A 473-nucleotide genomic window follows, 5' to 3' on the forward strand; every position below is an offset into this window, starting at 1 on the left:
GATGTTTCTTTCGATTCATCACCGACTTGCGAAAATTTGAGAGACTCGAACACACATAACATGTGTGTCGTTTCAATTTTCAGCTTGATCCAGATTTTTAAAGAGCAAAACTTCGCAGTGCACCTTTTCAGGTTCACTCTGAAGTTTTCTTGTGTTCGCAGTAAAAGATGGTGGAGCTATGCGGGATCGAACCGCAGACCTCCTGCGTGCAAAGCAGGCGCTCTCCCAGCTGAGCTATAGCCCCATCGTTTATAATCTCTGTACCGCTCATCCTTTAAAAGGAGTTTGGTAGGCCTGAGTGGACTTGAACCACCGACCTCACCCTTATCAGGGGTGCGCTCTAACCACCTGAGCTACAAGCCTGCAGAGATTTTTACTGCTGTTTTTCATCAGACAATCTGTGTGAGCACTGCAAAGGCAGGTTCTTTAAGGTAAGGAGGTGATCCAACCGCAGGTTCCCCTACGGTTACCTT

Annotated in this window: 2 tRNA genes; both read right to left on the reverse strand. The window is 47.1% G+C overall.

Annotated elements, in window-relative coordinates:
• Nucleotides 1-168: 168 nt before the first annotated feature.
• Nucleotides 169-244, reverse strand: a tRNA-Ala gene (locus IM317_RS23285).
• Nucleotides 245-286: 42 nt separating this feature from the next.
• Nucleotides 287-363: transfer RNA gene (locus IM317_RS23290), tRNA-Ile, on the reverse strand.
• Between the last annotated feature and the right edge of the window lie 110 nt (nt 364-473).

Source organism: Enterobacter cloacae complex sp. S3, from assembly GCF_014930495.1.
GTDB classification, from domain to species: Bacteria; Pseudomonadota; Gammaproteobacteria; order Enterobacterales; family Enterobacteriaceae; genus Enterobacter; species Enterobacter asburiae_B.